The sequence below is a fragment of the Streptomyces sp. NPDC002403 genome (assembly GCF_053593015.1).
Genome location: NZ_JBSFBQ010000052.1, coordinates 1 through 26,393, shown reverse-complemented (window position 1 = coordinate 26,393; position 26,393 = coordinate 1). Strand labels below are relative to the sequence as shown.

The 26,393-nt window shown below is 69.1% G+C and carries 22 protein-coding genes and 3 pseudogenes; 16 read left to right on the top strand and 9 right to left on the bottom strand.

Translation table 11 applies throughout. The features are described from left to right. Positions 1-114 precede the first annotated feature (114 nt). From ACWCPY_RS35220 to ACWCPY_RS35195, 6 genes are all read left to right on the top strand, one after another. Positions 115-1,455, top strand: coding sequence for an ABC transporter substrate-binding protein (locus ACWCPY_RS35220; protein WP_451271961.1), 1,341 nt, complete (start codon positions 115-117; stop codon positions 1,453-1,455). A gap of 7 nt (positions 1,456-1,462) precedes the next feature. Continuing rightward, complete coding sequence (locus ACWCPY_RS35215; RefSeq protein ID WP_451271959.1) at positions 1,463-2,413, top strand: carbohydrate ABC transporter permease; 951 nt, start codon at positions 1,463-1,465, stop codon at positions 2,411-2,413. Continuing rightward, positions 2,410-3,288 carry a carbohydrate ABC transporter permease gene (locus ACWCPY_RS35210; RefSeq protein ID WP_451271957.1) on the top strand — a complete coding sequence of 293 codons (879 nt, stop codon included), beginning with the start codon at positions 2,410-2,412 and terminating at the stop codon, positions 3,286-3,288. The genes ACWCPY_RS35215 and ACWCPY_RS35210 overlap by 4 nt, the downstream gene beginning before the upstream one ends. Positions 3,289-3,391: 103 nt before the next feature. Then, positions 3,392-5,683 (top strand): hypothetical protein, encoded by a 2,292-nt coding sequence (locus ACWCPY_RS35205; RefSeq protein ID WP_451271955.1) that lies wholly within the window; start codon positions 3,392-3,394, stop codon positions 5,681-5,683. A gap of 12 nt (positions 5,684-5,695) precedes the next feature. After that, positions 5,696-7,918: an FAD-dependent oxidoreductase gene (locus tag ACWCPY_RS35200; protein ID WP_451271953.1), complete on the top strand. Its 2,223-nt coding sequence runs from the start codon at positions 5,696-5,698 to the stop codon at positions 7,916-7,918. Positions 7,919-7,944: 26 nt separating this feature from the next. Further along, positions 7,945-8,811, top strand: a complete 867-nt coding sequence (locus ACWCPY_RS35195; protein WP_451271951.1) for an NAD-dependent epimerase/dehydratase family protein — start codon at positions 7,945-7,947, stop codon at positions 8,809-8,811. A 263-nt stretch (positions 8,812-9,074) separates the two neighbouring features. On the opposite strand, the gene ACWCPY_RS35190 is transcribed toward ACWCPY_RS35195, so the two are convergent. Next, positions 9,075-10,676, bottom strand: a complete 1,602-nt coding sequence (locus tag ACWCPY_RS35190) for a TROVE domain-containing protein (RefSeq protein ID WP_451271949.1) — start codon at positions 10,674-10,676, stop codon at positions 9,075-9,077. Positions 10,677-10,952: 276 nt separating this feature from the next. Here ACWCPY_RS35190 and ACWCPY_RS35185 point away from each other — a divergent pair. Continuing rightward, a pseudogene (locus tag ACWCPY_RS35185) lies at positions 10,953-11,144 on the top strand (SUKH-4 family immunity protein); the annotation flags it as partial. 257 nt (positions 11,145-11,401) lie between these two features. Here ACWCPY_RS35185 and ACWCPY_RS35180 read toward each other — a convergent pair. Beyond that, positions 11,402-12,976 (bottom strand): N,N-dimethylformamidase beta subunit family domain-containing protein, encoded by a 1,575-nt coding sequence (locus tag ACWCPY_RS35180; RefSeq protein WP_451271947.1) that lies wholly within the window; start codon positions 12,974-12,976, stop codon positions 11,402-11,404. Positions 12,977-13,476: 500 nt separating this feature from the next. Between ACWCPY_RS35180 and ACWCPY_RS35175 the strand changes: the two genes are divergently transcribed. The 4 genes from ACWCPY_RS35175 (at position 13,477) to ACWCPY_RS35160 (ending at position 17,893) form a co-directional block, all read left to right on the top strand. Then, a complete protein-coding gene (locus ACWCPY_RS35175; protein ID WP_451271945.1) occupies positions 13,477-15,021 on the top strand; it encodes a hypothetical protein in 1,545 nt (514 codons plus the stop codon). Positions 15,022-15,484: 463 nt separating this feature from the next. After that, positions 15,485-15,655, top strand: a complete 171-nt coding sequence (locus ACWCPY_RS35170; protein ID WP_451271943.1) for a hypothetical protein — start codon at positions 15,485-15,487, stop codon at positions 15,653-15,655. Between the two features lie 473 nt (positions 15,656-16,128). Further along, a complete protein-coding gene (locus ACWCPY_RS35165; protein WP_451271941.1) occupies positions 16,129-16,401 on the top strand; it encodes a DUF6225 family protein in 273 nt (90 codons plus the stop codon). A gap of 835 nt (positions 16,402-17,236) precedes the next feature. Beyond that, positions 17,237-17,893 carry a class I SAM-dependent methyltransferase gene (locus ACWCPY_RS35160; RefSeq protein ID WP_451272003.1) on the top strand — a complete coding sequence of 219 codons (657 nt, stop codon included), beginning with the start codon at positions 17,237-17,239 and terminating at the stop codon, positions 17,891-17,893. Here ACWCPY_RS35160 and ACWCPY_RS35155 read toward each other — a convergent pair. Next, entirely contained in the window at positions 17,884-18,096 is a 213-nt protein-coding gene (locus ACWCPY_RS35155; protein ID WP_451271939.1) for a hypothetical protein, read from the bottom strand. The genes ACWCPY_RS35160 and ACWCPY_RS35155 overlap by 10 nt on opposite strands. Before the next feature lie 63 nt (positions 18,097-18,159). Here ACWCPY_RS35155 and ACWCPY_RS35150 point away from each other — a divergent pair. Then, a pseudogene (locus tag ACWCPY_RS35150) lies at positions 18,160-18,602 on the top strand (helix-turn-helix domain-containing protein); the annotation flags it as partial. Between the two features lie 356 nt (positions 18,603-18,958). Here the strand turns inward: ACWCPY_RS35150 and ACWCPY_RS35145 are convergent. The 3 genes and pseudogenes from ACWCPY_RS35145 to ACWCPY_RS35135 form a co-directional block, all read right to left on the bottom strand. After that, on the bottom strand, positions 18,959-19,261 hold the full coding sequence (locus ACWCPY_RS35145) for a hypothetical protein (protein WP_451271937.1): 303 nt from the start codon (positions 19,259-19,261) through the stop codon (positions 18,959-18,961). A gap of 278 nt (positions 19,262-19,539) precedes the next feature. Then, positions 19,540-19,668 (bottom strand): annotated as a pseudogene (locus ACWCPY_RS35140) (IS5/IS1182 family transposase); the annotation flags it as partial. Between the two features lie 72 nt (positions 19,669-19,740). Next, the gene (locus tag ACWCPY_RS35135; RefSeq protein WP_451271935.1) at positions 19,741-20,619 is read right to left on the bottom strand and encodes a hypothetical protein; all 879 of its coding nucleotides are present in this window, start codon (positions 20,617-20,619) and stop codon (positions 19,741-19,743) included. Between the two features lie 435 nt (positions 20,620-21,054). On the opposite strand from ACWCPY_RS35135, the gene ACWCPY_RS35130 reads away from it, so the two are divergent. The 3 genes from ACWCPY_RS35130 to ACWCPY_RS35120 are packed head-to-tail and all read left to right on the top strand — an operon-like array spanning position 21,055 to position 23,393. Next, positions 21,055-22,137, top strand: coding sequence for a hypothetical protein (locus ACWCPY_RS35130; RefSeq protein ID WP_451271933.1), 1,083 nt, complete (start codon positions 21,055-21,057; stop codon positions 22,135-22,137). A 23-nt stretch (positions 22,138-22,160) separates the two neighbouring features. After that, positions 22,161-23,024, top strand: a complete 864-nt coding sequence (locus ACWCPY_RS35125; protein WP_451271931.1) for a DUF3592 domain-containing protein — start codon at positions 22,161-22,163, stop codon at positions 23,022-23,024. Between the two features lie 42 nt (positions 23,025-23,066). Continuing rightward, a complete protein-coding gene (locus tag ACWCPY_RS35120) occupies positions 23,067-23,393 on the top strand; it encodes a hypothetical protein (protein WP_451271929.1) in 327 nt (108 codons plus the stop codon). A gap of 116 nt (positions 23,394-23,509) precedes the next feature. Here ACWCPY_RS35120 and ACWCPY_RS35115 read toward each other — a convergent pair whose 3' ends face one another. Both ACWCPY_RS35115 and ACWCPY_RS35110 read right to left on the bottom strand, forming a co-directional pair. After that, positions 23,510-23,953 (bottom strand): tail fiber domain-containing protein, encoded by a 444-nt coding sequence (locus tag ACWCPY_RS35115; RefSeq protein ID WP_451271927.1) that lies wholly within the window; start codon positions 23,951-23,953, stop codon positions 23,510-23,512. Next, positions 23,941-24,156 (bottom strand): hypothetical protein, encoded by a 216-nt coding sequence (locus ACWCPY_RS35110; RefSeq protein ID WP_451271925.1) that lies wholly within the window; start codon positions 24,154-24,156, stop codon positions 23,941-23,943. Before ACWCPY_RS35110 ends, ACWCPY_RS35115 begins: the two co-directional genes overlap by 13 nt. 281 nt (positions 24,157-24,437) lie before the next feature. Between ACWCPY_RS35110 and ACWCPY_RS35105 the strand changes: the two genes are divergently transcribed. Beyond that, positions 24,438-24,722, top strand: coding sequence for an SsgA family sporulation/cell division regulator (locus ACWCPY_RS35105; protein WP_451272001.1), 285 nt, complete (start codon positions 24,438-24,440; stop codon positions 24,720-24,722). Positions 24,723-25,056: 334 nt separating this feature from the next. Here ACWCPY_RS35105 and ACWCPY_RS35100 read toward each other — a convergent pair whose 3' ends face one another. Further along, complete coding sequence (locus tag ACWCPY_RS35100) at positions 25,057-26,313, bottom strand: RNA polymerase sigma factor (RefSeq protein WP_451271923.1); 1,257 nt, start codon at positions 26,311-26,313, stop codon at positions 25,057-25,059. Between the last annotated feature and the right edge of the window lie 80 nt (positions 26,314-26,393).

Here is a 26,393-nt window from a genome sequence, read left to right as displayed (position 1 = left end):
GGCGCACACCGCCACAACGCGCAAAGCACCGCACCACACCGCACCGAGCCCACTCCTGCCCTTCTTGGAGCCGTTATGCCCAGAAACTCCCGCTGTGCGGCCATACTTGGCTGCATGGCGCTGACCGCGACCCTCGCGGGCTGTTCCTCCCTCACCCCGAGCAGTGCCGGCGGGGACGGCGATCTCGTGCTGCGGGTGCAGGGCATGCCGCCGGCCACCGACAAGCCGGGGGTCGCCCTGTTCAAGAAGCAGGTGGCCGACTTCGAGAAGGCCAATCCGGGCATCAAGGTCAAGGGCTCCACCACGGTCTTCGACCCGCTGACGTTCTCCGCGAAGCTGTCCGGCGGCAATGTCGAGGACGTCATCAAGGTGCCGCTGACCGAGCCGCAGCGGCTCATCCAGCAGAAGCAGGTGCAGCCGATCACCGGGCAGCTCAAGGAGTGGAAGCACTTCAAGGAGTTCAACCCTCAGGTCCTCCAGCCGCTCACCGACAGCGCCGGCGATGTGTACGGCGTCCCGCAGAATCCGTACGCCCAGGGCCTGGTCTACAACCGCGAGCTCTTCGAGAAGGCCGGCCTCGACCCGGACAGACCGCCGGCCACCTGGGAGGAAGTCCGCACCGCCGCCAAGAGGATCAGCGACAGCACCGGCAAGGCGGGCTTCGTCCACGAGTCCAAGGACAACCAGGGCGGCTGGCAGCTCACGATGCTGTCGTACGCCTTCGGCGGCGAGCTGGAGAAGGAGCAGGGCGGCAAGTACACCGCAACGCTCACCGGGGAGCCGACGAAGAAGGGTTTGCGGCTCCTCCAGGACATGCGCTGGAAGGACGATTCGCTCGGCAAAACCCTGCTCAACAACCAGAACGACGTGATCAAGCAGTTCGCGGCCGGTCAGGTCGGCATGTTCATGGGCAGCCCGGGGACGTACCGACTGGCGAAGATGCAGTTCGGCATGGAGAACACCGACGCCTTCGGCGTGGCCCCGATGCCGCAGTCCGGCGGCGACGCGACGCTCACCGGCGGCGACATCTACATGGTCCCGAAGTCCGCCGACAAGAAGCATGCGGCAGCGGCCGTCGAGTGGCTGACCTTCGCCTACGCCAAGCCGCAGTACAGCACCGGCATCGCCGCCGAGCAGGCCAAGGCGCTCTCCGCCGACCCGAAGTCCGCGGTGGGCGTGCCGACGCTGCCCGTCTTCGACAAAGAACGGCAGACCGAGATCGACGCGGCGATCAAGCCGTACGTCAATGTGAAGCTGCAGAACTTCGAGCCGTACATCAACGGTCTCTCCACGCTGAAGCTGAAGCCGGAGCCGCCGTACCAGGCGCAGAAGCTGTACACCGTGCTCGACCCGGTGGTCCAGGCTGTGCTCACCAAGCGCGACGCCGACATCGACTCCCTGCTGGCCTCGGCCGAGAAGGATGTCAATGCCAAGCTCGCCGCGGACCAGAAGTAGTCGGCCCATGGCCCTGCTCACTCCGTCCCGACGTCCGGCTGCTGTGGCCAAGGAGACCGCGCCGCGAACCCTGCCGCAGCCGCAGCGTGGCACCGGCCCCCGCAAGCAGTTCACGGCCTGGCTGTTCCTCGTCCCCGCGCTGCTGGTCTTCGGGCTCTTTGCCTGGTGGCCGATCGCACGCAGTCTGCTGCTCAGCTTCCAGAAGACCAACCTCGTCGAGCCCGCGGTCTGGGTCGGCCTGGACAACTTCCGTACCTTGTTCGACGATCCGCTGCTCGGCACCGCCGTCGGGAACACCCTGTTCTTCGTGGCCCTCGGCCTGCTGATCGGCTTCCCGGCGCCGCTGGCCCTGGCCGCGATCATGTCGACGGTGCGGCGCGGCGCGGGCGTCTACCGCTTCCTGGTGTATCTGCCGGTGGTCATCCCGCCGGTGGTGGCGATCCTGCTCTGGAAGTGGTTCTACGATCCCGGGAGCGGGCTCTTCAACAACGTCCTCGGCAAGGTCGGGCTCGGCCCGTACTCGTGGCTGGAGTCCTCCGACAGCGCGATGCTCTCGCTGGTCCTGGAGGCCACCTGGGCAGGCATGGGTGGCGCCGTCCTGATCTACCTCGCGGCGATGGTCGGCATCCCTGGCGAACTCTATGAGGCCGCCGAGATGGACGGCGCCGGGATCTGGCGGCGGATCTGGCATGTGATGCTTCCCCAACTCCGCTCGGTCATCGGACTGTTGCTGCTCGTCCAGCTGATCAACACGGTGCAGGTCTTCACCGAGCCGTACGTCTTCACCGGCGGCGGGCCCGAGAACTCCACCCTCACGGTCCTGCTGCTGATCTTCCGGTACGCCTTCCAGGACGGCGAGTACGGCCAGGCCGCCGCGCTCTCCTTCCTGATGGTGCTCGCCCTCGCCCTGCTCTCCGCGGTGTATCTGCGGGCCACCCGCAGCTGGAGCACGTCATGACCACGCTCACCACCTTCGTCTCCACCAACGACCGCCAACGCCCCGGCGTACGCGCCGCAGTGCGCTCCATCCAGGTGTTCACCCTTGTCCTGCTGCTGCTCATCGGCATCGGACCGCTGTACTGGATGGTCAAGGGCGCGGTCTCGACACCCACCGAGCTCACCACTGCGCCCCTGGCCCTCTGGCCGGACCGGCCGGCCCTGGGCAACTTCTCGGCGGCGTACACCGATCTGAGTGTCGGCCGCTATCTGATGAACACCTTCCTGGTGGTCGGCGGATCCTGGTTCGTGCAGCTCTTCGTCTCGGCCACGGCGGGCTTTGCCCTCTCGGTGCTCAAGCCGAGGTTCGGCAAGGCGGTCTACGGGGCGATCCTCGCCACGATGTTCGTGCCGTACACGGTGAACATGGTCAGTCTCTTCATGACCGTGATCGATGTGCCGTTCCTCCACCTCAACCTGGGCGACACCTACTGGGCGATCTGGCTGCCGGCCGGCACGAACGCCTTCACGGTGCTGCTCGCCAAGCAGTTCTTCGACGCCCTGCCCAAGGAGCTGTTCGACGCGGCGCGGGTCGACGGGGCGAGTACCCGGCAACTGCTCACCAAGATCGTGCTGCCCATGAGCAGGCCGGTGCTCGCCGTGATCAGTCTGCTCGCGGTGATGCACTCCTGGAAGGACTTCATCTGGCCGCTGGTGGCCATCACCGACCCCGAGAGGCAGCCGATCAGCGTCGCGCTCGCCCAGCTCGCCACTCAGGCTCCGCAGGACCAGCTGATCGCCGCGATGGTGCTGGCCGTCGCCCCGCCCGTGCTCGTCTTCGTGGTCTGCCAGAAGTACATCGTCGCCGGCCTCGGCTTCACCGGCGTCAAGGGCTGAGTTCCGCCGGAGCCGACGGCCGATCCACCGGCTCCCCCACCGCACCTCCTGCTCCGGGAATTCGGAGCGTCCGGAACACCCCGACCAAGAGAAGGGCACCTCCATGTCAGTCGCCCGCCGCAGATTCATCCAGGGCACGGCCGTCGCCACCGGCGCCGCACTGCTGCCGACCGTTCCCGCGTACGCAGCGGACCCGGTCACCATCGAGGCCGAGGGCATCACCCTGGTCGGCCGTAGCGACGGCAGCGTCCTCGTGCAGGACGGTGCGGGCACCGACCGCATCCTGCTCAACCACTTCATGATCAAGGACACCGCGCTCGGCCAGCAGCGCACCTTCGGCGGTACGCCCACCCGGATCACGCTCCCCGACGGGCGGCCCGCGATTCAGGTCACGTACACGATGGCGAGCGGCGTGTCCGGAGTCACGGTGCGCGGCACCTTCGACCTCACCCCTCACAAGGCACACATGAAGTGGGAGGTCAGCGGCTCCAGCACGCTCACACCGGCCGGCTTCATGTTCTCCCGCACGGTGTACGAAGCGAGCGCGGCGGAGTCGTACGAAGCGCTGACCGTCTGGGAGCGGGACGCCCGAGGCGGCATTCCGTACGAGGTGAACGCGGGTGGCGCGTACGTGGAGACGTGGGCGGGATCGAAGGGCTTCTTCTGCCTCTCGTCCACCAATCCGGCGAGCACCAACGCCACATGGGTCCATTCCCCCGGCACCTCGACCGGCGCGGGCACCGCGGTCACCGAGGCCGATCTGGTCCTCGGCGATCTGCGTCCGCGCGGGGCGGGTGCGCTCGCTGCCAAGAGGCCCCTCGGCGTGGAGGTGTGGACCGACCAGCCGTTCAACCTCTACAAGACGGCCGGGCAGACGATGACGCTCAAGGCGCAGATCGTCAACGGCTCCGCCGCGGCAAGGACGGTGACGCTCACCTGGTGGGCGCGGGACTTCGGCGGCAAGAAGATCGCCGGTGGAACGCTCTCCAAGTGCCTCGCCGCGGGCGCTGCCTGGAATGCCTCCTTTCCCCTGACCTCGCCCTCGCAGAACATCGTGTTCACCGAGGTGGAGGCGGTCAGCGGCAATGACAAGGCGCTGGCCCGCACGAATCTGAGCGTGCTCCCGGAGTTCACGTACAAGGCGGGCAAGGAGTCGATGTTCGGCCTGGCCAACTACCCCTGGCTGCTCAAGCCCGGCAAGGACGCCGTGCTCGGGCTGGTCAGGACGCTCGGCATCAAGTGGATCCGCATCGCCTACGCAGGTGCCCCGGGCATCGACACCGCGACTCTGGACGCGAACGGCATCGGGCACAACGTGCAGCTGAGCGGCATCCCCGTGGGCGGCAGCCCGGAGCAGATCGCGGCCTGGGCCGACACGAATGTCGCCAAGGCCCTGGACGCCGAGGCCGCGTACTTCGAGGTGAGCAACGAGGTCAACCAGCCCTGGATGTCGGGCCGCGGTGCCGACGCCTACGTCCGGGACGGCCTGCGCCAGGTCACCACGCGCCTCGACGCGGCGGGCTCGCGGATGAAGGTCATGAACGCCGGCCTCGGCGGCATGGACTACATATGGACCAAGAACTTCCATGACGCGGGCGGCTGGGACCTCATCGACGCCTTCGCCTTCCACCCCGGTCGCGGTAACTTCACACCCGACTTCGCGCCGCCGCCCGAGGAGTGGACGCAGGGGTCGTCCGGCTCGTACTGGAACTTCCTCGGCGCACTGCGCAAGGCGAACCAGGTGCTGGAGGAGTACGGCGGCGACAAGGAGCTGTGGCTCACCGAGGCGTACGCACCGACCCGGCCCAACGCCTGGTGGAGCGACACCTACCGGCACGCCGCCGAGAACACACTGCTCACGCTCGCTCTCGCCAAGTCCGAGAAGGTGCGCGCCGTCAACTGGTACCAGTTGCACGATTCGGTGATCCACCACCCGCAGGAGGCCGACCCGGCCAACCCCGAGTACCACTACGGCCTGATGAACCGCGACACCAGCGCCAAGCCCTCGCTCCTCGCCTTCGCGACCGCCGCCCGGGTCCTGGACGAAGCGGAGTTCGTCCGGCATCTCTCCTTCGCGGACCAGGACATCAAGGGGCTTCTCTTCACCACTGCGGACGGACCGGTGTCGATCATCTGGAGCCGCAAGGACGGGTACATCCTCAACCCCGAGCACGGCGAGGATCCCTGGTACGCATCGCCCGAGCCATGGATCGACACCTGGACGACCAAGACCACGGTCGTGGCCCACTCGGGGACGGTCGACGGCACGGTCCGTGAGCTGAACTGCATCGGCCAGGAGCGCACTCTCAAAGCCTCCAGGGGCAAGATCACCCTCACCCTCGACGGCGCCCCGCGCGTCTACTACGGTCTCGCCGCCAATCCCGACTGGAAGTAAGTGACGCAAGACATGAGGAATGAAACCGCACGGCACGACATCACCGTCGTCGGCGGCGGCCTGGCCGGGGTCTGCGCGGCGATCGCCGCGGCCCGGCTCGGCCGGAGCGTCGCGCTGATCAACAACAGGCCGGTGCTCGGCGGCAACGCGAGCAGCGAGGTCCGGGTCTGGGTGTGCGGCGCGACCGGCCACGGCAAGAACCACCATGCCCGTGAGGGCGGCATCATGGGCGAGTTGCTCGTGGAGAACCAGTTCCGCAACCCGGACGGGAACCCCTACTACTGGGACGCCGTGGTCCTGGACGCCGTACGCGCCGAGCCCGGCATCACGCTCTACCTCAACACCGACGTGCGCGAGGTCGACGCCGAAGGTCCGGACGAGGCCCGGCGGATCACCTCGGTCACCGGCTGGATGATGGGCTCGGAGCGGCGGATACGTTTCGAGAGCACGCTCTTCCTCGACTGCACGGGAGACGGCCTGATCGGCCACCTGGCGGGCGCCCACCACCGCATCGGCCGGGAATCACGCGCCGAGTACGACGAGGCATGGGCTCCGGAGGCGGCCGACGACATCACTCTGGGCTCCACTCTCCTCTTCTATACGAAGGATGCCGGGCACCCGGTCAAATTCGTGCCGCCCGACTTCGCCAAGGACATCACCCGGACCTCCATCCCGCAGCGCCGCATCATCAAGGCGGGCGACAACGGTTGCGCGTACTGGTGGATCGAGTTCGGCGGCGAGCTCGACACCGTCCACGACAACGAACGCATCCGCGACGAGCTGTGGTCGGTGATCCACGGCATCTGGGACCACATCAAGAACTCCGGCGAGTTCGACGCGGCGAACATGACCCTGGAGTGGGTGGGCTCGATCCCCGGCAAACGGGAGTACCGGCGCTTCCTCGGCGACTACGTCCTGCACCAGGGCGACATCCTCGGCCAGACCGAGTTCGCCGACCGGGTCGCTTTCGGCGGCTGGTCCATCGACCTGCATCCGCCGCAGGGCATGTACGCCACCGAGGCTGGTGCCAGACAGCTCTACGCGGACGGCATCTACCACATTCCCTACCGCAGCCTCTACTCGGTGAACACCGAGAACCTGCTCTTCGCCGGACGCAACATCTCCGCCAGCCATGTCGCCTTCGGCTCGACCCGCGTCATGGCGACCTGCGCCACGATGGGCCAGGCGGCCGGCACGGCGGCGGCACTCTGCGCCACCGGAGACGTCACCCCGCGCGCGCTCCCCGTACCCGAGCTGCACAGGGCGCTGTTGCGCCACGATGCCTCGCTCATCGGCCTCGCCTCGACGGACCCGGAGGATCTGGCTCTTCGGGCGACGGCCACCGCATCGTCCACCTTGAGCAGACTGGCGGTCGAGGACTCCGACGAGCTGTGGCCGCTCGCGGCGGACGCCGGGCTCGTCCTTCCCGCGGACCCGGGCCTCTCCGGGGTGGAGCTGCTCGTCGACGCCGACCGCGACACCGAGATCGTCATCGATCTGTACGACCCCGAACTCGGACAGAACTACGTCCCGCGCCGCCTCGTCACCTCCACCACCCTGCCCGTCACCGCCGGTGCCCGGCAGTGGCTCAGAACGGGCCTGGACTGGTCCCCCGAAACCCCGCGCAACGCCTTCTTGGTCGTCCGCGCCAACGACGCCCTCGCCCTGCACCGCTCCGACCGCCCGACCCCCGGCGTCCTGTGCTTCACGCGCGTTCCGCCGCGCCCGTCGGACGAATCGCCGCAGCCGCTGCGCGAGTGGACGGACACCGGCCTGCTGCGCCGCACCTTCTGCCTCCGTACGGGAGAGACCTCGGCCTACTCCCCCGCCAAGGCCACCGACGGCTACGCCCGCCCGTACGCGGGGCCCCACATGTGGGTCTCCGCACCACTGGCGGACGTCCCCACCCCCTGGATCGAGTTGGCCTGGCCGGAACCGGTCGTCCTTGGCCGGATCGAGGTCATCGCCGACGACGACGTCAACGAGGACCTGATCAACCTGCATCACCACCGCACGCCCTTCGACACCCTCCCCACCCTCCTTCGCGACTACCGCGTCGAAGCACTGGATACTGACGGCACCTGGCGCGTCATCGCCCGTGCGGCGCAGAATCGGCGGCGACGCGAGACGCACAGCCCGGCGGAGCGGGTCACCACGTCGGCGATCCGGGTCGTCGTCGAAGCCACCAACGGTGCGGCGGCGGCGCACGTCGTCGCCGTGCGCGCCTACGAGTAGAAGCACCGACGCAGGAGAGTGACTGGATGGTCGGAAGAGCGATGGTCACCGGGGCCGCCGGGCGGATCGGGCGAGCGGTCCTCGCGCTGCTCGCCGAGCGCGGGATCGAGGCCAATGCCCTGGTCCTCGATGATCCCGGTGATCTCGCGGCGCGCCTGGTCGTCACCGGTGACGCGGCCGACGCGAAGACCGTGCGGGCGGCTCTGGAGGGCGCCGACGCGGTCATCCACCTGGCGGCGATCCCGACTCCCGCGCGCAACACCGCATTCGAGGTCTTCGCGGGCAACAGCCTCTCCACCTTCACCGTCCTGGAGGAGGCCGGCCGGGCCGGGATCCGGCATGCGGCGGTGGCGAGCTCCTGGGGTGTCACGGGCCTGCCCTGGACGGACGTCGCGGATCCGCATCCACCGTACGCACCGGTCGATGAGGCAATGGCCTCCCAGGTCGCCGACCCCTACGGCTTGTCCAAACAGGTCGACGAGCTGACAGCGCAGATGATGGCGCGGCGGCACGGGATGAGCGTGGTGTGCCTGCGCTATCCGTACGTGGGGGGATTCGAGGAACGGCTGCGCGCGCACGCCGCCCGGCTCACCGCCGACCCGGCCGCGGGGGCAAGGGACCTGTGGACGTACCTCGAGGTCCAGGACGCGGCGAGGGCCGCGCTGCTGGCCCTGGACGTACCCGGCCGTGCGGCGCACACGGTACACCTCTGCGCGCCCGAGATCATCGTGCCGTACCCGACGGAGGAACTGCTGCGCCGCTATCACCCCGGCACCGTGCTGCGGCGCCCGCTGCCGGGTCGCACGGCGCCGGTCGACACCTCGGCCGCGCACAGGTTGCTCGGGTTCACGGCACGGAATCTCCTCGGTCGCGGGGCGGGTGCCCCGCAGTGAGATCACGACGGCCACCGGACCGGTCGCGGGGTGACGGCTGCCGCGAATCCGTCGACTCCTGGGCCTGACTCGCCACGAGAGGTCATCGCCCGGCTGTCACCCGTTGCCGCGAGACCGCCCGCCCCTGACAACGGCTCCTCGACGCCGGAACCGTCTTCGAGGAGGTGGCCTGGCGATGGGGCAGCAAGCCCACGACGACCTCGCACTTCGCCATGCTCGAAGTCCGGCCCTCGGGCAAGGAGGCCACCGGCCGTGTCTTCGGATCAGGCCGGCTCGGCGGTCCACGGCCAAGAGGCCTCGCAGCCGGCCTCGATGAGGCCGACCATCCGGAACGCGGCGTCCGTGAGGCCGCCGAACGTGTGCCGGTGGGGGCCCGTGGGTCCGTGGGCGGGCCGGTACCCCGCCAGGTTCCACGTGTAGACGGGGATGTCGGCCGGGACCGGTTCGGCCGGCCCGCCGGGGCCGTAGGCGGCAGCCTGCTCGTCGGTAACGATCACGACCCGGTCGTGTTCCCGGTAGTGGGTCCGCACCGCCTTCGAGGTGTGGGTGCCTCCGAGGCCGTGGAACCGTTTCAGCACCTCGAGCACCGGCTCGCCCGGCTCGAACGGCACCTCTGCGCTGCGCCAGCCGAACTCCACCAGATCCGCCTGCTCGGCACGCATGGCCAGCCCGGTACCGAACACGGCGGCCGCGTCCGCTCGAGTCAGCTTGGACCGCTCGGAGACGGTGTCCCAGAACATGGAGTCCGACCGGTCCACCAGAATCAGAGTACGGCCGGGCAGGGGCGGTACGTTGGCCAGGGAGTGGCTCAGTGCCTGTTCCAGCGCGGCTGCCCAACGCTGCGACGGCGCGTGCTGATGGGCGGCCAGGTAGCGGAAGGGGAACTGCCGGGACCGGGCAACCTCGGAGGCGTCCGAGAGCCGTGCGGCGACCTTGGCCGCGACTTCGTCCGAGACCCCCGCCTCGTCGAAGTTCCGCAGATTCCGCAGGAGCGCCATCGGCGCCATCGTGGGGATCACCGCTGCCCAGACGGCGGCGTCCATCGGTCCGTGGAGCCAGCCCGCCAGGGACTCCCACGTCATGCCCGCCGCGGCCAGCCGCCCGGAGCCGCCGGGCCCGGTCACCACCGCCCGCCGCTGGTCCACAGCCGACTCCATCAATGCCCGGTGGGCGGTCAGCAAATGGTCGGAAGCCGGCGGAACAGCCTGCTCCGGGTGGTGGCGGCGGTCCAGGATGTACCGGAAGAGCGCGCCTTGCCAGGGCTTGTCCGGGTCGGGGGAGGCGTGCACCAGGTTGAGCACGTCACCGAAGCGGAAGTCCTTGGACTCGGTGTCGTACTTGAGCAGGGATCGGGACGTGTACAGCCGACGTACGCCGTCGGCGATGCCCCGCTTCACGGGCTGCGGCACGTTCCGCCCGTACACCGAGATCCAGTGGGCAAGCAGCTCACCGGGCTCGTCGGCGCGCTGGAGCACCGAGTCGATCACTGACCGGTTGGACGGGCCTTCGGACGCCCCGGCCTCGAGTCGGGCCCGCACGTATGTGGCGGCACCCACCAGGGACGCCGTGCGCATGTTGCCCTCGCCGCGAAGCCAGCGCAGCAGGCCGGCCGTCCACACGGGGTCCTGGACAGCGAGTTCGCCGACGAGACGAGCGTAGCGGTCGTCCCGCTCGTCACCGCCCTCGTAAAAGGTGCTCTGGGATACGAAGTTGCCGACCGCAAGGAGGAAGAGCTCCTCGCGGGGCTCGCGGACGAAGGACGGTCCGCCCTCGTAGGTGCGGAAGTCCGGCCCGGCGGGCCCGTGATGGGGTCGTGGCCCCGGCAGTGTGCGGGCAGCCGACGAGACGTGCGAGGCCACGAGCATCTCGGACCAGATCTTGGAGACACGTGGGGTGTGACGAGGCAGCGAATCCTCCCGGATTCAAAGGTTTGGACGCCCCGGCCAAAGGCCTGACGGGGCGAAGACGCCCGCGCCTGCCGAGATCAAAGGGGGCGGCGGCATCACTTGGTTGTCAGAAGGAAGTAGCCGCAGCCGAGCGCATCGGAGGCGCGGTCGCGATGCCAACCTACAAGCCGCCCGTGCCGCGCACCAACGATTAACGCAGGCCCGTTGTCGGACTCCGGCATGGGCGCCGACGGTGACGAGGGTGACGAGGAAGCCGACTTCGAGCGCCTGGAACGCGAGGTCGAACGTATCCGTCAGGAGACGAGCGGCATGGACCCGCTCCCCTTCCAGGACGACGAGACCATCTGGTAGGTGGTCGGCGAGGAGATCGCCGCGGGCCAACGCTTCAAGGGCAAGAGCCCGGGAGCACGCTCGCTCCACGGGTGATCGCCGGGCCGATGTCGCTCACGCACCGCGCGCTCCGATTGCGGCGCCGGACGTGTCGGCCCCGCACCTGGTTCACGCGTGGCTGAATGCCCATCCGGCCAATCCGCCCCCTGCTGTGTGCTCGCCTGCTCCCTGGAGAACGTCCTCGGCCCGGGAACGGCCGGCTCAGGTCCAGCGCCGGGCGCGCCGCCCGATCCGGCCGTGCTCGACTTCGTCCGATGCGAAGGATGTCCTCCGACGGGGCGGCGCCGCTGGTGTCAGCGTGATGCGGACGCGTACACGCCTCTCACATCGTCCCTGGGCTTCGGCCTGTTCCGGCCGCACGGGCCCGCCGCGAAGGCGCGGAGCAGATTCTCCGTCGTGCGCGTGACGAAAGCTCCCGTACGGGCGTCCATGCCGTGGTTGCGTCCGTTCTCGCGGGTTCCCGCCATCAGGGCCTCGACCCACCGCATCGTCCCTGAGGCGAAGACGCCCGCCCCGCTCGGCACGGTGTAGTAGGCGGAGTCGGAGTAACTGGGCCTGCCCTTACAAACGAGAGGGGAATGGGCGATGATCTCGAGCGGTGCCGGGGTGGGCATGCCGGGAGTGACCCGGTCGTACTCCACCCCGACCAGATGGTCGAAGGAGGCTCCTCGCTTCGCGCCCGTCCCCTCGAGGAGCCAGTGGTCGCTCCGGCGGACGACATACGGGGCGTCCACGGGATAGCCCTCGTAGAGGACACCCGTCAGAGAGGATTCGGGGGAGGCACCGGGTGGCTCGCGGAAATCGTTGGTCGGCATGTCCGGGTGGTCGGCGAGGTACGGGTCGTTCAGGTAGTCGGTCTTGTAGCAGACGACGGTGCGGTCGGCGCCGGTGGCGTCCGGCTCCAGCCTGACCCTGCGGAAGCAGGCGTTGGCCCCGAGGAAGGCCACGTTCGTGCCTGTGTCGCGTGCCCGGGTCACGTGCGCCCGTTGCTGCGGCGTCCAATACTCGTCATGTCCCAGCGAGACCGCTCCGGCCGCGTTGTGGAGGATTCCGGGGTCGCGATGGATGTCCAGGCCCGTGGTGTAGGCGAGCGGGATACCCAGCTTCTCCGCCAGGACCACCACCGCCCGTTCGTAAACCATGAACTTCTCGGCGCCGTTGCCGTCGTAGGGCCGGTCGAAGCTGACGGCGAGCGACCGCGTGCCGTACGCGCCGTTCTCGCCCTGGTAGAGGCTGTAGCCGCCCCACCGGTTGTACGCCTGCCATGTTGCCGGGGCGTGCATCAATACGATTCTGCCCGCGGCACTCACCGAGCGGACGACCAGTGGCACATAGTGCTGATGGACGTCGTCCGAGTCCAGCCGGAGCAGATACGCTCCCTCCGGCCAGCCGTTGGTGCGGACGGGGAGTGTGCGTTGCCAGTCCGCCTTTACGGTACGGGTTGCCTGGACCAGCCGGGGGCGCCCCTGGACCGACCCGGCAACACGGTGCGAACGCCAGACCAGCCGCGCCTGCGCCCCGTCGTACCAGCCGACGCGGTAGGCCGAGACCCGGAACGCCGGGGCGGTGGTGGAGACGTACAGGCCGAACTCCTCGCCCGGCAACACACTGACCTTGTCGGCATAGCCCTCGATGGCCCCGGACGGTCCCAGCGAACGGACCCGCCAGTCGGAGTCCCCCGCCCGGGCGTTCTCCGCTCTCTCGGTGCGGCCGCCCGCGCCGGGCGGGGTCGACCCGCCGGTCCCGGAGGAGTGGCAACCGGTCACTGCCACGCTGCCGGCCATTGCCCCGCCCGCTGCCGCAGCGAGGAAGAGCCTGCGGTCCAGTCCGCCGGGGATCCCGGCATCCTGCCCCTCACCGTGCTTCATGTCGCCCGCCAATCCCGTACCGCAACGCTGTCACCGGCCATCGTCACCCGCCACGTGCTCGGGAACGACGAGGCAGCGCCGAACCGGGAACGGGCCGCATCGTGTCGCGGCATCGCTAACCTGCCGACTCCCAGGCGCTCGGCGTGCTTCCGGGACACGTGCAGGAGCCCCTCACGGGCCGTCCGGCGTATCAGCCGGCGTGTCGGCCGGCGGGCTCAAGGACCTCCCGCACGACCGGCCCACACACAGATGAGGCCGCCGCGTGCCGCCCCGCCTTATTGTGCAGCCGGGCCTCAGCGATGCTGGAGACGGGTTGCCGAAAAATGACACAAAGCCATTCGGAGCTGGCCGGATACCACACGGCGGATCATTCGTCGACGCGCACTTCGCGACCGCCCCTGCCGGCTCGGTGAGCCGCATACGCTGTGCCTGCCGCGCGCCATCGGCCATGGCAGGCGGCGGGTGGCGATCGGGGACACGAAACAGGGAGGAAGAGCGGGATGACACAGGCTGCGGGGAGCGAGCTGGACGAGCGGGTGCCGGGACGCCGGTGGACAGTACGGCTGGACTCCGCCGGCCGGGGCAGTGCGGCGGTGCGCATCTCGTGCAGCCGCCCCGCATGTGCCGAGCAGCGTCTGCCGTCCGCGACCGCCGGCCGTGCGGCAGCGGTCGCCCACCTCAAGGCCCACCTCCGCGCCGCCCCCGCCCCCAGAGCAGGGTCGTACTGCGCGTGCAGGGCCGAGGGCTGCCAGACTCATCTGCCCGAAACCGGCCGGCAGACACGTGCCGAACCCTGGCGGTGCGGCGGGCCGATCGTCCTGGCCGTGGTCGCCGACCGGGCAGGACGCTGGTGGCAGGCCATGGAGTGCTGCTCACGGTGTGCGGCCGCCACACCCGGAGCGAAGACCGCGGCCACCTCCCAGGCTCCCGGGCCCCAGTGCACCGACCGCCGCCCGGCCCGCGCAGCCCTGGACACGGGCACACCGCAGTTCTCCGACCAGCAGGTCACAGCCGGGACATGGGTGCCGACTCCTCGCTCCACACCCGTGCGGCGTCGCCCACCGCAGGTGAAGATCGCCCAGCGCGTCATCCCGCACGATCTGCGGCCCATCGCCCTGCGGGACGAACTCATCGAACTCGGTGACCTCTTCCGCGCCTACCAACAGCGCGACCAACCGGACCTGGCACTTCTGGCAGACCTCCACACCCGCAAGGCGAGCGCCTTCGCGGCCTGGGCCGAGGCCACTGGCGACACCCGCCTGAGACTGGACGCCCAGCGTGCCGAGCAGGCCGCCACCGCCGCCCGCCTCCAGCACCAGCAGCGCACCGGCCTGGTCACGAGCAGCACCGACCCGGACAGCGACGCTGCCGCCGTGGCCCGCCTGCTGGTGGGCCCCGTCCAGTGGGGCCACGCCCGGTCCGTCCTGGCCCACGTCACCGACACCGCACCGTTGCCCGGGCCGGAGGCGCGCCTGCTGGTGGTGATGCTGACTCTGCGCACAGCGCACACCGGCACGGGCAACCTCGTCGGCCAGGACATCACCGGGCTGGGTCTGAGCGAGCCGGAGGACCTGGTCACGCAATTGACCGACTGCGGCTGGCTACGCCTTCCCCATACCCCTCGTGACCTGCTCGCTTCCCGGCCCGAGAGCCCCACCCCCATCACCGTCCCCTCGCTGGTTCCCGACGGGGACAAGCCGGGGCCGTTCACGTTCGGCAAGAAGCTGCGGCCCAAACTCTCCGGGTGGGCCCAGAAGATCGTCTCGGACAAGAAACTCCGCAAGACCAAAGCAGGCGCCGTTCCCCGGCTGCTCGCCCTGGTCCTGGCCACCCACAGCTCCCCCGACGGACGGCTGGGCCCTGGAGGCCAGGGCATCGACCTGGGCCATCTCGCCTCCTGGTGCGCCGTCGACCCCGACGAACTGGCTCTTCCGGCCGATCAGTTGGCCGCGGCGGACTGGCTCGCCGAACCCGCCCTCACCGCCACCCGCCTCACCGGCCGGCTGACCGAGCGGGTCCTCCCGCTCACCTGCCCCCTCACATAGCCGGGGCAGGCCGAGGGCGAGGTACAACACCCGTTCGAGTGAACCCGTGTTGGTGTCGGCCGCTGGTCGGCACCAGCCTGGTTGCCTGCCGGGCCTGCTGCTCGCCGCGAACGACTGCGCACACCGCACTCTCGGATGCGCCGGGCCGAGCGCGCTCATCCACGAACTCACCGAAGGCCGTCCGGCCACCTACGAACCCACCGATATTCACCGCCCCTCGACCGCGTCCGCGCGGCGCACCGGGCCCCGAGCAGCCACGCCGGGCACAGCCGAGTCCCTGACGCGATCACGTGGCTGCGCACCCCGGACCCGGACTTTCCCCTGCCCGACTGCCCAAGCCCTTCAGTACCTGCTGGTGCGGGCATCACGCGGCAATGTCCGGCCGTTCGCTCGTTGGTCACCGGACTGCACCAGGAGACAGGAGCCAGCGGCAGCGGCAGTGGCAGTGGCAGTGGCAGTGGCAGTGGCCATCAAGATCACCGAGGACTGCATCAACTGCGTTGCCTGCGAGCCCGAGTGTCCCGACGAGGCGATCAAGGAGGGTGACGAGACCTACGAGATCAATCCCAACGCCTGCTCGGCGCGGCCGGGCAATGACCAACGGCTCGGCGCAGGTCACGTCTTCGCCGTATGACCGGTCCACCGGCGCGGTTGGGGCCTGGGGATGTGTGCCTGCGTGGGCTGTGCTGCTCAGCCGGTCGTACCAGCCAGGCAGGTGCGGTGGGCATCACGGGCCGGTCGTACCCGCCCGTCCGCCTCGGTCTCCTGCGCGCGGGCCGTGTGCCGGGCCGTTCCCACGGGCCACGGCCTCGCCGGCCGGGGTCTTCTTCCGCCCGGCGCCGACCAGGGGGCGCGACCGGCCGATCGATCCTTCACTCGTTCGACGTCGTAGGCGTGGCACTCATTCTGCCCCGACTGCCGAACCGGGCGGCTTGCGAGCGGCATCGATGCTGGACCACCGACCGCCTGGCCCCGTGGCCGGCGCTTCCATCGTCGGCCACCCGGGCGAACTGCGGTAGAAGCAGTGCTTCTCGACGTGTGCAGAGTCAGCCCTGCGCGTGGCCGTGTCTCCACCGGCAACGTGGCCCGGTCCGGCACTCTGTGCCCATGACCGACATCTTCGAGCACACCCCGCAGGTCTGGAATGCCGCGCAGCTTCGCGACGCGCTCAAGGACCTGCCCGATGACGCGCCCATCCACATCGGCGTGGCAGGCGACCCCGGCGACTTCGACGGATACCGGGAATTCGTCCTCGTTGACGCTCATCAGGTGGAGAACTGGTGGCCGGCCACCTCCACAGCGCCGGAACGTACCGAGACGGCGGACGCACTGACGCTGTTCGCCGACTGGGAGCCGGGCGCATACGACCACCTGGACTGAACCGGGGCCCATCACGGCACCTCCCCCGGAGTACGGCGACGTCCCGGTCGTCGGTTGCCAGGACTGCCTGGATCGACGGTTCGACATCGGCGAGGATCTCCAGGAGGAAGGTGCGGCGCTCGGAGTACGAGCGGCTCGGGCAGTCGCCGATCGTCCGAGTGCGGTGCGTGCGCACCCGCTGGGATGCGGTCGGCCCTGCTCCTGCGTTACGCCGAAGTCGATCTGCCGGACGCTGTCATCACCCGCCCGACTGCGGCCACCGACCAGCCTGCCCGCTTCCGGATGCACCGCATACGCCTGCCTCGGACTTCACGAGCGAGGCGACCGTGAAAGTGACCTCCTTGCGCGGGATCGACACGACATGTCCGGTCCCCACCGATTCCGACCTGAGCGGCCGCGTTCTCACTGGGTCGTTCCACGTCGGCCAGTTCCGTCCATCCGGTCGTACCCGGTTCGCCGTCGGCACGACCACCACGGCACAGCCCGTCCTGAACGAGGCCTGCTCACCGTGTGCTGGGCCCTTTCCGGCTTCGGACTGCGTACCTCTCGCGCATTCCGCTGGCTGCTGCCGGTCATGACCGTCACCGTCATGGCCATGATGCTGTGGGCCCCAATGATCCGAAGCCGGAATCAACCGGGAGGGCATCGGGCTCACTGCCAACACAACGGCTCGGTGGCGGTGAGCACGGCGACGGCGAAGGGCTCGATCGTGATGAACCACAGCCCGTGGATGTGAGCGAGGCAACCGAACCGCTCGGTGTCGCCGACGGTGAGTTGAGTGTTTGAGATCCTGCGGCACTGTTGCAGGTGGCCCGAGGATGATGAACTTCCTGCCATGACGACATGGGCGGCCCGCCTCTTTCAGGCGATTGATCGATTCCACAGCGTCCACCCGTGGGACCACAACGCCCACTACCACCGATGGATCATGCGGCAGGTCCCCAGGCGCTTCGACAGGGCTTTGGACGTCGGGTCGGGTAGCGGAGATCTGGCCCGGCTCCTGGCCTCACGTGCCAGAACGGTGCAGGGTCTGGACGCCGACGACGCGATCGTTGCTCGGGCCCGGGAGCTCACTGCGCCGGCTGCCCCAGTGATGTTCACCGCGGGAGACGCGCTGACGGAGATTCCGCCTGGTTCCTACGACGTCATCACGTGTGTCGCCACCATCCACCACCTGCCGTTCTCCGACGCTCTCTCCCGCCTTCGCCAGCACCTGGCACCGGGTGGGACCCTGGTCGTCGTAGGCGTGGCCCGCGCTCAGTCCCCCGGTGATCACCTTCTCGGCGCTGCCGCCATTCCGTTGAATGTCGCCATGGCTTGGATCAAGAACAAGGGGCGCAGAGCACCACGGCCGGACTCCATGACCGCCCCCACCCGACCAGCAACCATGAGCTTCGCCGACATTGCTCGTGAAGCCCGCCGTGTTCTGCCCGGTGTTCGGCTGCGCCGACGTCTGTTCTGGCGCTACACGCTGGTCTGGCATCAGGGCTGACGAGCGTTCCCGGAACCGCTCTTTTCGACGTTCAGCTGCCGATGAATGGCCTTTTCGACCAGTTGGGCAGGAAGTCTGCCAGGGCCACCGGGCGCCAAGCCCGTCACCGTCTCGGTGAGGCGAGCATTCGGCTGCGGGTTGCCGGCTGCCGGTCGGCCCGCGTAGACGCCGTCCCAGAAGGCGACCGCTTCGGTGCTGCTCATCAAGACTCCTTGTGTCGGTGGGCGCTCAGTCTTGCCAGGCGCTCCACGGCCTGGCACGAGATCTTGCGAGAATGGCAAGATGGCCGTGTAAATAGCCGGACGGACGACGACGTGCTCGACGCGGTGGGGCCACGGCTCCGTGCACTGCGTCGTGACCGTGGCATCAGCCTGGCCGACCTCGCGGCGACGACCGGCGTGTCGGAGAGCAGCCTGTCCCGGCTGGAGAGCGGGCAGCGTCGGCCGAGCCTGGAACTGCTGCTTCCGCTGGCCCGTATCTACGACGTTCGGCTGGACGACCTCGTCGGTGCCCCGCGCACCGGCGACCCCCGGATCCACCTCAAGCCGATCAGGCGGTGCGGAATGACCTTCGTGCCCCTGTCGCGGCGGCCGGGCGGTGTGCACGCGTTCAAAATGATCATCCCCGCCCGGCCGGAATCACTCGAACCGACCGCGCAACCCATGAAGGCTTCCGCACGTACGCACCGGCTCTCATCGGTCGTCTCAGGCCGGGGACCGACGGTGAACTCAGCGAGAGATTCTGTATTCCCGGCAGCAGCGAACCTCACCGCACCAACGCCGCAGTCGACAAGGCCGCGCCCGCGGAGACCGACCAGGGCGAAGGACCGGGCCTTGCCCGGCACACTCAGCCGACCGATACGAATTCCGCCCCCGAACTCGCCCCGGTCGTCGCGCTGCCGTGGATTGCGAGGTGCGGGCCGGCCGAGGTCCAGGTCTACGGTTCGGGAGCAGATCGGAGAGGCGGCCCTTGAGTTTGACCGGGTCGGCGGCGTCCACCTTGAACGGCGCCGTGGGCGTAACGGCCCGGCGCCACGCCGTCGATGGCCGTGCTCAGGACGTGCCACTACCTTGCCGGTATACGGCCCGTGCGGTGGCTCACCGTCATCATGATGAGGCCGGCCGGCAGCAGCGCGCTGCCAGTCAGGGTCCCCCACTGGCGCGTGCCGGGATCGCTGATCACCAGCAGTAAGACCATCTGCCAGCACAGGGCGAAGGCAACCATCAACTGGCCCCAGCCATAGAGGCGCGGGCGGCGGACCGCTCGCCGGTTCGTGGGGAGCACCCGGCCGCGGGCAACCGCCGCTATGCCGGAGGCGGCGATGAGCAACGCCAGCAGAACAACAGGTACGGTGAGGCAGAGTTTCATGGTCCTTCCCTGCGCGTCGGACCCGCGCCGGACGCTTGAGTGATCATGGCAGACAACCTGATCGAGGACTTCGCCGTCCAGCGGTTCCCGCGCGCCCTCGGGCCACCGCTGCCCGAGGGCTCATGGGAAAACAGAACGGGAGACCCCACTCCGTCTCCTGCCGCGCGACGACCTCACGGTCCCGGCCCGTGACTCATCGCACCGCCGCCGGAGCCGGGCTTCGGCTCTGGCATGACGTGCTGGCGGCGACTTGACTCATGGCACACGGCCGACGTCTGAAACAGCTTCTCCTCGGGCGTATCCTGCGTTTCATCGCCCTGCGGACGCACCGTCGACAACGGGATCAGCGGCTTCGCGATCTCCCGCAGCCTGTCCGGAACAATTCGGCTCCGAGTGCCCCACTCCATGGACAGCACAACGCACTATCGCCAAATAGGACACCATCTCGCTCGTCCATGAACTCCTGATGCTGCACCAATTCAGCCGGTCTGGTTGTAGTGCTGCAGATAGAGGAAAATCGATTTCCAGCCCGATCCGACGTTGACGATGTGCAGCTGACCGCCGGATGGGCCGAAGTCCCAGGCGGCGATCCCCTGAACCTCGTCCCCGGACTCGACGTCCTGATGGAATGCGTAGGAAACCTGTCCGGAGCCGATGTCGATCGAGTAGACCGACTTCGCCGAGTCGTCGACGGAGGCGTAGAGCTTGCCCTGCCACATCGCGGCACCCTGGATCCGGCTCAGGGGCTGTGACAGCGTCACGGTCTTCACCACAGGCAGTGTCGAACCGGCCGGAAGACCCAACAGGTCTGTCAGGCTGTAGGCGACCAGTTCGTTGGTGCCCTGCGCGACATCCTGATCCCAGGGTGCGGTGTAGACCAGTCCCGCAGCAGCGTCCACCGCGACCCACGGCACCCCGCCCGGCATCTGCTCAAGGGGCAGTTGCACATAGCGACCCGTGTAGCTCAGGTCACTCGCGTTGTACAACGCCAGCAGCGGATGCTGGTAGCCGCTGTCACCATCCTCGATCGGCGCGATGACATAGCCGTCGTAGTACTCCACGTCCCCTATGTGATCGCTGCCGTACGCCCCTTTCATCTCCCGGGGAATCGGGGCCACCGACGATGCGGTCTCCGAGTCGTTGGCGACGGTGGCCTTCACCATCCCTCCGGGCCCGGCATAGTAGAAATACGTCCCGTCCGTCGCCACGCCCTGCCCGCGCTCCAGCGCATTGAACCCTGTCCACCGCTGATAGTCCGCCGTCCGTGTCCAAGTCGCGGCCATCGCGGGAGACGCCGTACTCCCGATGAGTGTCGCGGCCGCGACTACCGCGACCGCCGAGACCCTGCCCAGCTTCATCTGATTCCACCCTTCCGTTGTTCTGCAATGCGGAACGTCGTTTTTCGGGGGCGAAGGGATTACAGCAGCGGCGGACGACCACCGTCAATGAGCACTGGATGAACACCGGTTCACCGGCGAGGCGGACAGCGACTCGAAGACTGCCCGGTGGCATTGGTAACGACGGCGACGCCGGACGGGCAGCCTGCGGACATCTTCGGCACGGGCGGTCACATCGGTGCAGGCGTGAGATCTGAACAGTGATCAGCAGGGTCGACTCGGAGCCATGCCTCTCAGTAGTGCATGCCGGCAGTGGCGCTCGGCGGTCGCCGCTACCCTGAACTGCTCGCGGTGGGCCATGCCGCTTGAGAAGGACGGCCGAGGCTCTCCCGTCGTGCTCGCAGAGGTCATCCACAAGTCTGTCGGTCGTCATCCATGACGTGCACAATCAGCGACATGACGATCCCGGCGGGCGCGCCACCCACGCACAACACGCCTGCCGACCTCGCCCTGGGGCTCCTGACGGGCGGGGTGATCGGGGCGTCGCTGACCGCCTTCATCGGCGGTTGCATCGTCGAGAGGGCTTCGCTGATCGTCACGGGGCTGGTCCTGCCTGCGGTCTACGGGCTGGTCTTCTTCCTCGCCACTCTGCCTCGCCGGGCCCGGGAAGCGGCCGTCGTTCCGCGTACGGCGCTCGCGGTGATCGAGGATCTGGAGGCCTTCGGGGGTGAGACCAGCGACGTGCCGGTGCGGTTCGAGCTGTCCGTCGCGCCGGACAGCGCGCCCGCGTTCCGCGTCGAGATACGGCAGGACGTCAACCTCGTCGAGCTGACCGACTACCGGGTGCGCGGGGTCGTGGTGGTGGAGTATCCGCCGGACCGACCGTGGAAGACACGGATCGTGAAGCGGCCGACCCCGGAATGGGAGGAGCGGGCGGCCAAGGCCCAGGTGGACTCGGTGCCCGGTCCTGCCATGAAGATCGATACCCCGGCGGGCTGTTTCGGTGGGCTCCTCACTCTCCTCGGTCTGCTGCTCGGCGCGGGCGCCGTGCTCGTGCTCTTGCGCACCGACCTGTTCGACTCCGCTGAGAGCAGGAGCGGAGTCCCCGAGCCGTCTGTCTCCTCCTCGTCGTCCACGACCGTCGTGACGTCGGCGACGGGCACGGTCACGCTGGGGCCGAGTCAGTCGATGCTGGACAAGGGTGAACTGCGCAAGGCCGTCGCGTCGTTGGCCGAAGGCGGGGACAAGCGCCAGGCGCTCACCGTCGTCATCCAGGATCACCTGCTGACGGTCGTCTTCTCCCCCACCGGCACGACGACCGCCGGGTTCGACCCGAAGTCCCTGCCCTACGATCGCATCCCCGGTCTGGTCGATGAAGCCAGGACCACCCTCGGCGTCGACTCTCCGCAGAACTGGCAGCTCACCGCCGACAACGTCACCGGCTCGCTCACACTCGGAGTCGTGGTGACCGGCGGCGGTGACATGGGAACGCTGGAGGCGGACGTGCAGGGCAAAGTGCTTCGCCGCAGCGGAAGTTGATCGCAACGGGAGGAGAAAGGCGCATGGGGTGGGACACGTTTCTGGCGCTGTGGTGTGCGGTGTGGGGCGCGGCGGCGGTGGTCGGGTTCGTCCGGTCGCTGGCCGGGGTGACGAAGGCGCAGCGGACGGTCCGGCTCACGGGGAGGATCACGCGGGTGCGGGAGCCGCGGCACGGCGGGTCCCGGAAGGGCGGGATATCGGTGGTCGTCTCCTACCGTGACCCGGCCTCCTGTCAGGAGGTCACCGTCACGAACGACGGTGAGCGCGGCGAGATGATCACCCCCGCGTGGGAGGGCCGGGAGATCGGGGTCAGCCACCCACGGGGCAGACCGCACGCCTACCAGTTCTCCAACACACCGAAGGAGCCCGATCGTGGGCTCGGCTGGCCGGGGTTCGCGGTCTTCCTGGTCTACGTCGGGCTGGTGGTCCTCGCCGCGCTCGAGTGGGGGTGGCCGTGGGCGCTGATCGGCTTCGGCGGGACCTGGGCGGTCTCCGGCGCCGTTCACCTGCCCGGGACAGTACGCGCCAAGAACCGCCGCGTCGAGAGGCTGGCTGCGATGGAGACCGTCCCGGGACGGGTCGTCGCGGTCCTCAAGGACGTCAGCGTCGACCAGGACGACGGTCACACCTCGACCACGATCACCCCGGTCGTGTCGTTCACCACCCTCGAGGGCACGGCCGTCACGGCCTATTGCACGTCGAACCTTCCGGACCCCGCCGGCGCGTACGGCCGTGACGTGATGGTCCATTACACGCGCGCCGACCCCGCCGAATTCACCCTGGACCGCACCGCCGAGCAGCGCTCGGAAGAGCGGGAGGTGACGTTCAGCGCCCTGGTGTTCGTCGTGCTCGTGGCGACGGCCGTGGTGGGAGTGGTGTTCCTCTGAGGACCACGACGGGCTCTGGACCAGGTGTGTACCTTCTCCCCCATGGAACCGTTCACGTTCGACTACGAGAACCTGCACGCGCGTGTGGACCGGGGGGTGTTCGAGCTGTTCAACCTGGACAGCTCGGCGCACACGTTCCGTGTCCCGCTGCGCTGGCTCGGGGTGTCCCTGCACTACAAGAGACCAGACCGGCCCGGCACACCGTACTTCGGCGTGGTCCGTGATCCGCAGGCCGCCCTTTACAACACCGACCGGCTCGCTCTGCGGTACTCGACCTCGCCCGCGTTCCAGGTGCCGCCCGGCGACGAGCCTTTGTTCCGCGCCTACTTCACCGAGGTGGCGCGGCTCGCCGACCGGTCGGTGGTCTGACGTGGAACCGGTGGTCTTCACGACACCGTGCACATGCGGGTCGACCACGCACCCCCTCGAGGTGTTCCGGTGCAACCGCTGCACCCAGCCACGGCCAGGCCCAGCGGTTGAGACGGTCAGCTCCGCGGAGTCTCCGCACCAGGTGCGTGTACTGCTGGTTCGGTCTCCTGCGCCCGGAGTTCCCTGACCTCAGCCTGAAGGTCCGCGAGTTGCCGGTGAAGTGCCTGAATCGCCACGATCGCGACGCCGTTCGCATCGGTGCAGCAGATCGTCTTGTCGTCGGTTCCCAGGCCCAGGTGGGCCCGCCAGTCCTGTGCCATCGGCCCCAGGTGGCGCACTTCGTCGCCCTCCCACCGGTATCGCCATGTGCTCACGGGCAGGCCGACCACCGCGGCGAGAACATCGAATCCGTTCACGCCGTCACCCGCCTCTGCGACTGTTTCCCGGGAGGCTGTGGACATCATTCCAGCGGGATTGAGGGTGTCAGGGTGCAGGCGCGCCCGGTAGGCCCGAATGCCGGCGATCCGGGCACGGTGAAGGCGTTCGGTCAGCGATCCCATCGCACCGGGCTCACGTTCGTCTTCACGGCCCGGTCCGAGAACAGCAGACTGCCCAGCGGGACGAACTGAGCGGAATCCTGCGGGTCGTCGTCGGCCGGGGCGGTGCTCTGCTCCACTGCCCGAACCTGCGCGGTGTCGGTGGCCGCTGCCGCCGAGGCCGCACCCAGGCACACCGACACGGCGGCAATCACGGCGGAGGACACGGCGGCAAGCCGGGTAACTGCAGTAAGAGACATGAAGCACGCTCCGGGTTGGTCAGAGATCGGATCAACCAAGCAACGACACCGTCCCCCGTCGGTCACGAGCAGCACGACCACACGTTGACGAGGCCCGGGGGTCCTGATCAGCGCGCTTCGCGATGAGCCCGAGCGACGAAGCTGTTCGCAGTGGTTCGTGGATGGTGAACGACGGCTGTGGTACACCATCCGCCCGCCCGCCGGGAAACGTCGGGCGCGTGCGCGCCGGGGCCTGATGAAGGAGCTTCCTGCAACGGCTCCACTCGCGCAGGGGCCGTACCGCGGTCGGCACTGGCGACGTGCGCGTCTTGCCCTCTACGAAACGGGCGGGAACCGTGTGCGTCGGTCTCGGCTCGCCCGAGGGCGACGCACTGCTGCATGCCCCGGCCGTGGCCCTCCAAGCGTTCCTTCCGGCCACTCACGAATCCGTCTCCCTGGGCACGGAGCGCAAGCGCGTCGATGGCGATGCCTCTTTCCCGGATGACGGACCGACGCCCGAGAACTGGCCGCAATGGAAGCGCAACGGCGCCTGAGCGGAACCCGCGCGCAGGGAGGGTGGCGGTTCGGCGCAGGGGGCGGCGCCGGTCGTCCTGGACCACGTCCTGGCCTCTCGCTGGATCAGGACCTCGCGAGCATCAACGGGTGTCGTCAGGAACAGAGCAGCATGATCCACCACTACATCGTCCGGCGGAACAGGGACGCCGCCGACGAACACCTCCGTGAGGCCGTGAGCAGGGCGAACGTTGTTGGGTGCGGAGCCATTTACCCGGGTACGGGACTTGGACCGGGTGACGGTGTTCGCCACGTACGCCGCAGCCGGTCACAGGATCCTTCAGCGCGCCCACGCCGTCGGCCTTGACGGCCGGGTCAGCCGGAAGCGGGGGGTGACGTCAGTCGGGCGGCACGGGTTTCCAGGTAGCGGCGCTCGGTCAGGCTGGTGGTGCCGCGGGCGGCGCGGTGGTAGCACTCCCGGGCCGCCGGGAGGTCGTCGGCCATCTCCAGCAGGTGTGCGCGGACCGCGTGCAGCCGATGGTGGTCCGCGATCCGGTCGTCCGCGGCCAGCCTGTCCAGCAGGGCCAGGCCGGACTGTGGTCCGTCGATCATGGCGACCGCCACCGCCCGGTTCAGGCTGGCCATCGGGTTCGGTGCGAGCCGTTCCAGGATCTTGTACAGCGTGTTGATCTGGCGCCAGTCGGTCTCGCCGGTGCTGGGCGCCTCGTCGTGCAGCGCGGCGATGGCGGCCTGCAACTGGTAGGGGCCGAGCGTCGAGCGGGTCATCGCATCGGTGACCAGTGCGACGCCCTCGGCGATGCGGCCGCGGTCCCAGCGCGAGCGGTCCTGCTCGTCGAGCGGGACCAGCTCGCCGTGCAGGCCGGTGCGGGCGGCCCGGCGTGCGTCGGTCAGCAGCATCAGGGCCAGCAGGCCGGCCACCGAGCCGTCGTCCGGCAGTAGCCGGTGCAGCAGGCGGGTCAAGCGGATCGCCTCGGCGGCCAGGTCGTCGCGGCGCAGCCGGTCGCCGGAGCTGGCGGTGTAACCCTCGTTGAAGATCACGTACAGCACGTGCAGCACGACCCGCAGTCGCTCCGTCCGGTCCTGCCCGACCGGCATGGTGAACTCGCTGCCGGCGGCCTTGATCCGCTGCTTGGCCCGGCTGATCCGGACCGCCATGGTCGGTTCCGGCACGAAGTAGGCCCGGGCGATCTCCGCGGTGGTCAGGCCGCCGACCGCGCGCAGTGTCAGCGCGATCTGCGAGGCCGGGCTCAGCGCCGGATGGCAGCACAGGAACAGCAGGGTGAGCGTGTCGTCCCGGTCGACCGGAGTGTGCTCGCCGGGACCGGGCGACATCGGATCCGCTTCCCGGGCGGCGACCGCGTCCTCTCGTCGGCGTCGGGCCTGTTCGCTGCGGAGCTCGTCGATCAGGCGGCGGCCGGCGACCGTGGTCAGCCAGCCGTGCGGGTTGTCCGGGACGCCTTCGGTCGGCCAGCGTGTCGCTGCGGCGAGCAGCGCCTCCTGCACGGCGTCCTCGCTCAGGTCGAACTGCCCGTACCGGCGCACCAGCGCGCCGAGGGCCCGCGGCGCGAGCGCACGCAGCAGGCCCTCGACGGTGGTGCGGTCGGCGTTCACGCGGTCGGGCCTCCGGAGAAGATCACCTGGCGGATCTCGATGCCCAGGCCGTTGAACCGGGCGTCCGGGATCATCGCGGC